The organism is Mesorhizobium sp. M0293 (assembly GCF_040321735.1).
Lineage (GTDB): Bacteria > Pseudomonadota > Alphaproteobacteria > Rhizobiales > Rhizobiaceae > Mesorhizobium.
Map to the genome: position 1 here is coordinate 1 of NZ_JAMYSA010000192.1, position 6256 is coordinate 6256.

The following is a 6256-nucleotide window of genomic DNA, read 5'->3' on the forward strand; positions in this document are numbered from 1 at the left end:
CTCGGGAAGAGCCGGGTGCGGGAAATCCGCCCGCCCGGATCTGTGAGGGCGAAAGCCGAATGGCTGAGCTACTCGACCACGATCTTGCGTGATTTAAGGGTTCGTCGGAGTCTCCGACCTTAGGTCGATGAAGATTGAGGTTTTGGGGTGCCGTTGAAGGTGCCCTTTCAGACGGCCAGGGGAAGGCCGTGCGCCGCCAGCGGTGGTCTACTACGCGCTCGCGCGATCGACGACAGGAGCATCCCGAGCCGTCATCGTCCAGGCCGATGCCTAAAGCGGGGTAGTCATCCTCCCTTTTGAAACCGGTCACCCCGGCCGTTCCGTTGTCATCGTTGTGGTTGATCCTATGGGTCCCTAGCCCGGCTTGTGGGCAATGGACGGGCTGAAAACCATCAGGCTCAGTGTCTCGAAAAGCACCTGAGCGCCGGCCTGAGCGGTATTGGTCGTGGCATCATATTGCGGAGCGACTTCGACGACATCGCCGCCGACAAGGTCGATACCCTTGAGGCCGCGGAGGAACTCCAGCACTTCCCGGGTGGAGAGCCCACCCACTTCAGGCGTCCCCGTTCCGGGGGCAAAGGCGGGATCCAGGCTGTCAATGTCGAAGGAGAGATAGGTGGGGCCGTCACCGACGACCTGCATCGCCTTTTCGATGATTGTGGGAATGCCAATAGAGGGGATGTCCTCGCCATGGATCACTGTCATGCCGGATTCGTAGGAAAATTCCCAAAAATATTCCGCCGCACCACGGATACCGATCTGGATAGTTCGCGTCGGATCGAGCACACCGTCGAGCACCGCATTGCGGAAAGGGCCACCGTGATGGAACCTGGTCTGGCCGAAAGCGCCGCCGGTGTCGCAATGAGCGTCGATGTGAATAAGTCCGACGGGACGTTCTCTGCCGACCGCGTTGAGGATCGGATGGGTGATAGAATGGTCGCCACCGACCGTGAGCGGTATCACGCCGGCCGCGACGATGGTGTCGAGATAGGCCGCAATGTCGGCGTGGCACTGCTCGAGCCGATAGCGGCTGGAAAAGGGGACGTCGCCAATGTCTGCGACGCGCAGATCAAACACCGGCGCGCAGTCGAGTACGTGATTATAGGGACCAATACGCTCGATAGCGCGTAACGCGCGCGGCCCGAAGCTGGCGCCAGTGCGGTTGGTGACACCCAGATCCATCGGCACGCCGACGATCGCCACCTGAACGTCGCCGAAATCGGGATTGGAGGGGTCGATCGGGCGGTAGGGTGCGTCAAGGAAGGTAGGGATGCCGGCATAGGGCAGGCCGCTGGAGCTTAACCCGGACAATTCGATCTTCTGGGTGACACGGCGGAATTTCGGGTCGAACGGCTCACCGCTATCGCCTTCTCCATATTTGTTGCGAAGAGCCCTAAGACGTTCGTTGTCCCATGCCATGTTGCCTACTATCTCCCTGGTTGACGCGGCCTCTTTCCGGAGCCGTGGGCCGGATCTGGTCGAGCTCCTGTTTGACGCCGATTTGAGCTCACTGCGCCGAATAGGACCCGATATCGATGCCTTGAGCTGCGAGGTCATCCGCGATGCGGCCGCGCAGGCGAGTGAGATCGTCCACGGGAATCTTCTTGAGACGCCTGATTTCATCGCCGTTCAGCGGCGGGCCAATCTCACTGATCGAGCGGTCGCCCCAATGATCGAGCGCCCAGTTCAGTAGCTGGGCGATCTGACTGTCCGAAAGGCCGGAGTTCTTGATGCCCGGCACATTGGCGAGAAACAGTCGCCCATCAGGATGCAGGAGCAATTTGTTGATGCCCGCGAGCCCGGGCACACGGCCAGTCTTCGAGCCACTGCCGTCGATGCCGTGACAGCCAGAGCAACGCAGCAGGTAGAGGGTCCGCGGGGAATCGCTGACGGCATACGCGTGCGCGGTCAAGCTCAACAGTCCCACACTTACCATGCCGGTCAGGAGGGTTGGCCAGATACCCATGCGTGATCAGCCGGCCGCCGACATGCCGATCACGGCAGCGACGGTACAATGATAACTGCTCCGGTCATTGGCCATGCACCAGTTGATGTCGTTATGGACGCCCATCCGGTATCCTGGTCGCTCGCCGACATTGTAGTTGCAAGGGCAGCGACCGCATGACGTCACGCCGCAGCAGTCATTGTAACTGATGAGATAGGACTTGCCGTCCTGGGTGCTTTGGCAGGTGCCGACCCAAGTGACGGCGGAGGGTTCCGACCCCGGCGGGCAGGACGAGACCGTGCCGCCACAGCAGGTGCACAGGAACCCGTCAAGGGCGCAATAGCGCCAGTATTCGCATGCCTTATCGTCGTCCGCGCCCTGCGCGTGAGCGCGTCCGCCGCTTCGATCGAAGGGCAGCATGGGTAGCGCTGTTCCGCCAACCAATGCTCCACCTAGGATCGACAGAAAGCTGCGCCGCCCAAGTCTTTGAGCGGAGCGCCGGATTCCGGCCTCCGCGGCATCGTCGAGAGCGGTAACGAATCTGGAAAATTTCTTTAACATGTCTGCCTCCAATGAATCTCGAAGCTCATTCAACGGCCGCCCTGTCCAGGTAATGCTGGATCGACGGCGAACCGATTTCCTTCGCGGTGAAAAGGCTCTCGAGCTGTTCGCGATTGTTCACCAACCCTTTGGCGCGCACCACGCGCGATCCGTCGATCAGCACGGCGAAGGGCAGCCGGCTGACACGAAAAATCATACCGAAGTCACGAGACAGTACATAAGGGAAGTCTCCAAGGTCGCGCTCGCGAACGAAACGCTCGTGGATGTTGCGTTCGCCATCGCTGGCGAGCACCACGTCAAGCCAGCCGGCTTCCGCCGTTCGGGTCGATTTGAGGATGGGCAAAAGCCGCTTGCAGACCGGGCAGTCCGGCGACACGAAAAAGAAGAGCTGGCTTCGATCCCCGGCGACACCGACTGCAATCGACTGACCGTCAAGCGTCGTCAGGTCCATCTTGGGAACTGGATCGCCGATGCCGGGGCCTGAATCAATGATGAGCGCCCCCATCGGAGCGACCCGCTCGAATAGGACCCCCACCTGCCGGGCGAGCGCCAGAACGAGGATCAGCAAGGCGATCACCAGGAGCCCTAAGATCAAGACGGTGACAGCCAGCGCCTGAAGTGTCATGTCCGCCCCCTTCAATATCTGCGGCGGTAGGCGCCGACTGCCCGTACATGTGAGAAGGTCTGCATCAGCCTCTCAAAAACAAGCAAAAGCAGCCAAGCCGCCCCGAGGACCGTCGGCATCAGCATTACATCGAATCCACCGAACGGCCGGACCACCGGCGCGGCGGCGACTCCAGCAAGGCCGGCAAGCGTGACGTTGCGGCCAACGAGTGCCCAGGAGATGCTCTGACCGGGGCCGCCGCAGCCGCAATCGATATTTGTGCGCCCGCGTGCCAGGTTGATCGCCATCGCTGCGCCATAGCCCAATAAAAGGAACGCCGCCGCCAGCGTTCCGAAGCCTCTAAAGCCCGGCGTAAGCAGCGATGCCAGGGTGAGACTCTCGGCACCGGTCAGCGCAGCGATGATAGGTCCGGCCAATCGCTCCGGCGCGATACGATAATCGATGACGGTTTGCCGCAACTTCCCGAAATCCGTAATTTTGTGAAGAATAGCGCGCGCGAACACCAAAACGAGAAGCCCGATCGAAGTGACGACGGCTAGGGGATCGAGCTCGTGCATGGCGCTCAATCAGCCTCGACCTGTATGACGGTCTCACCCACCTTCTCGACATGCGTCTCAGTCAGCGCGAACCGCGCCGCGGGATCGGCGGTATACCGGATGACTGTCGCGTCGATCGGGTTGACTGCAAACAGGGTCGGTGTCTCCGCGGTGGAAACGGTCAGGGAAGTCGCTGTCTTGGTAGGAGAACGCGATAGCAGTGCCTTTTTTCGCACGTCGAAGGCCCAAATTTCCTCCGCCGGGTTCTTGTGGCTGCCCTCCACACCGCCTGAATGCATCAGCGCAAAAAGCACTCCGGAACCGGAATGATAGGCGATCGGCTGGGCCCCGCCCGGGCGCCAGCTGCCTTCCACTCCTTCGTTGAGCGGGAATGTCTCGAGCAGCTCCACGCTTTCGCCTTCCAAGTTGACCCTGTACACCGTGCCGCCGTAGGAGACGAACAGCCAACTCTGGCCTTCCCGCTCGGCGTGGCTGAACAATGCTTCCTCGTCGGCGTCGAAGAGCTTTGTGCTCGACTTGCGCTCGGCACTCTTGCCGTCCTGCGCCAGCGTGTAAGTGCCGAAGGTGCCGTCACCGCAAATCGTGGAAAAGCGTAACGGATTTCCCGATGCTGGATAGGTGCCGTAGCAGCCGTCGTTCGAAATCTCGGCAGTGGCCGCCTTGGCATTTATGTCGAGGACAGTGACGGAAGTTGCCGGCGTGGCATTCTGGATAAAGACGAAGCGGTCATCGGCGGAGCCCTGCATGAGCGGCCGATAGTTCCCAGCTAGCGCACGTGTCTTCGGAATCTCGATTTCTTCCTTGAGCGCAAGGCTCGAAGCATCATAGACCTCGAGGAGATCCAGGCGCTCGCCACGGGTCAGCTTCGAGTAATACGTGGTGGCGACGTAAATTTCGTTTTTGCGGTGGGGAGCGTAAATCATCCCGTCAAAGCCGGTGCTGACAATCCCCAGAAATTTAAGATCGTCGGCGTCGAGAATATACAGGCGACCATCGACATTGTGGTTGGCCGCCATGTCGGCGAGATAGACTTTCTTGGTGCCGGCGGGAATTGTTTCGACCGTAACTTCCTCCTGCTCCAGTTGTTGTGCGTGTGCTGCCAAAGTAGCGGTGACGATTGCGGCGACAACAGTGAAAAGGCCAGCCGCCGCCGCAGTGAAATTTGGCGCAGGGCTTTCGATCACCGGAAAGCCTTCAACGCTCCGTCTGAATATTCTTAGCAATTCGAAATCTCCTCGTTCGATCTTCACAACGATCGGAATCAAAGCAACGTTCGCCACATGCGAGAGATCACGGCGCGGAAACTGCGGCGGCAGCCGTGGCCTGAAATCAATCCGCAGACAGAACGGCTCGCACGTGTTCAAATTAGGTGAATCGCCATCGCGATCTCACCCACGACACATGAAGGTCGGTCGTCAGCTTCTGCCGCCTCGCAACGAGGGAGCTCCAAAAACTGTGCCAGTTGCGCAGAAAAGTGCCTCAGAAGAACGCGCCCTGCATATATTCAATGACTTAACGAGAGTGCAGCAGGAGCTGGGCCGAACAGCCCTCGGTGTCGCGGACTCGACAAACTCGACAGTAGGTGTTGGTTGACCGTCGTTTCCCAAGACGGGCGGACAGGACTCCGCCGTCTTGGGAAATGGAAGCCGCCCTCATTGGACCGCGGTCCGCATTGGCCTCAGATAAGGCCCTTCGTCAGCTCCAGCGCCTGTCGCTCGAACAGGCGGCGGTACATGCCGCAGTCGAGACGGACTAACGCCGCATGGCTACCTTCCTCGATGATGCGGCCGCGGTCGAAGACGAGCAGCCTGTCGAGAGCGCGTACTGTCGAGAGCCGGTGCGCGATGACCAGCGTGGTCCTGCCGACCATTAGCCGTTCCATCGCCTTCTGGATCAGCACCTCCGATTCCGAATCGAGGCTTGAGGTCGCCTCATCGAAGATCAGGATGGGTGCATTCGCGAGGAAGGCGCGTGCGATCGCCACCCGTTGGCGTTCCCCGCCGGAAAGTTTCACGCCGCGTTCGCCCACCAGCGTGCCATAGCCCTTCGGCAGGCGAGCGATAAACTCATGCGCGCTGGCGAGCCGTGCCGCTTCCTCGATCTCGGCCTGGCTCGCACTGGGCCGGCTGTAGGCGATGTTCTCGGCAAACGACCTATGAAACAGGATCGGTTCCTGATGCACGATCGCGATCTGCGAACGAAGCGACGCCTGGGTCACTTTGGAGATGTCCTGGCCGTCTATCAGGATTCGGCCGCCGTTCAGGTCGTAGAGCCTCTGGATGAGCTTCACGAATGTGGTCTTGCCGGACCCCGAGGGACCGACCAATCCAACCCGCGCGCCGGCCTTGATCGACACCGAGAAATCGCTGTAGAGCCGCAGCCGATGGTTGCCGTAGTGGAAATGGACGTTCTCGAAATCAATACGGCCCTTCGTAATCCGGATCGGCTCGGCCCCCAGCCCCCGCGCAAATCCCCGCCGGAGGGGCAGCATATAGCCCCACCCCGCCCGGGGCATGGACCCGCGCCGGTGTGTTTCCCCCAGCCATCCCCCCAGGCGCCCCAAGGCCC

The 6256-nt window shown here is 60.7% G+C and carries 7 protein-coding genes; all 7 read right to left on the reverse strand.

Features of this window, described 5'->3' with window-relative positions; genetic code table 11:
• Positions 1-354 precede the first annotated feature (354 nt).
• The gene (gene speB / locus NKJ06_RS33720) at positions 355-1419 is read right to left on the reverse strand and encodes an agmatinase (RefSeq protein ID WP_352812224.1); all 1065 of its coding nucleotides are present in this window, start codon (positions 1417-1419) and stop codon (positions 355-357) included.
• Positions 1420-1507: 88 nt separating this feature from the next.
• Complete coding sequence (locus tag NKJ06_RS33725) at positions 1508-1912, reverse strand: c-type cytochrome (RefSeq protein ID WP_352812226.1); 405 nt, start codon at positions 1910-1912, stop codon at positions 1508-1510.
• A 60-nt stretch (positions 1913-1972) separates the two neighbouring features.
• Positions 1973-2365, reverse strand: coding sequence for a methylamine dehydrogenase light chain (locus tag NKJ06_RS33730; protein WP_352812227.1), 393 nt, complete (start codon positions 2363-2365; stop codon positions 1973-1975).
• A 166-nt stretch (positions 2366-2531) separates the two neighbouring features.
• Positions 2532-3131, reverse strand: a complete 600-nt coding sequence (locus tag NKJ06_RS33735; RefSeq protein ID WP_352812229.1) for a thioredoxin domain-containing protein — start codon at positions 3129-3131, stop codon at positions 2532-2534.
• A gap of 11 nt (positions 3132-3142) precedes the next feature.
• Positions 3143-3688, reverse strand: coding sequence for a MauE/DoxX family redox-associated membrane protein (locus NKJ06_RS33740; RefSeq protein WP_352812235.1), 546 nt, complete (start codon positions 3686-3688; stop codon positions 3143-3145).
• A gap of 5 nt (positions 3689-3693) precedes the next feature.
• Positions 3694-5052, reverse strand: a complete 1359-nt coding sequence (locus NKJ06_RS33745) for an amine dehydrogenase large subunit (protein WP_352812231.1) — start codon at positions 5050-5052, stop codon at positions 3694-3696.
• Positions 5053-5366: 314 nt separating this feature from the next.
• The coding region (locus tag NKJ06_RS33750) for an ABC transporter ATP-binding protein (protein ID WP_352812233.1) at positions 5367-6256 on the reverse strand (890 nt) is incomplete at its 5' end.

Bases quoted from the DNA above. Each gene is read 5' to 3' on its own strand.
- speB (WP_352812224.1), bottom strand. From the start codon at position 1,419: ATGGCATGGGACAACGAACGTCTTAGGGCTCTTCGCAACAAATATGGA.
- NKJ06_RS33730 (WP_352812227.1), bottom strand. From the start codon at position 2,365: ATGCTGCCCTTCGATCGAAGCGGCGGACGCGCTCACGCGCAGGGCGCG.
- NKJ06_RS33735 (WP_352812229.1), bottom strand. From the start codon at position 3,131: ATGACACTTCAGGCGCTGGCTGTCACCGTCTTGATCTTAGGGCTCCTG.
- NKJ06_RS33740 (WP_352812235.1), bottom strand. From the start codon at position 3,688: ATGCACGAGCTCGATCCCCTAGCCGTCGTCACTTCGATCGGGCTTCTC.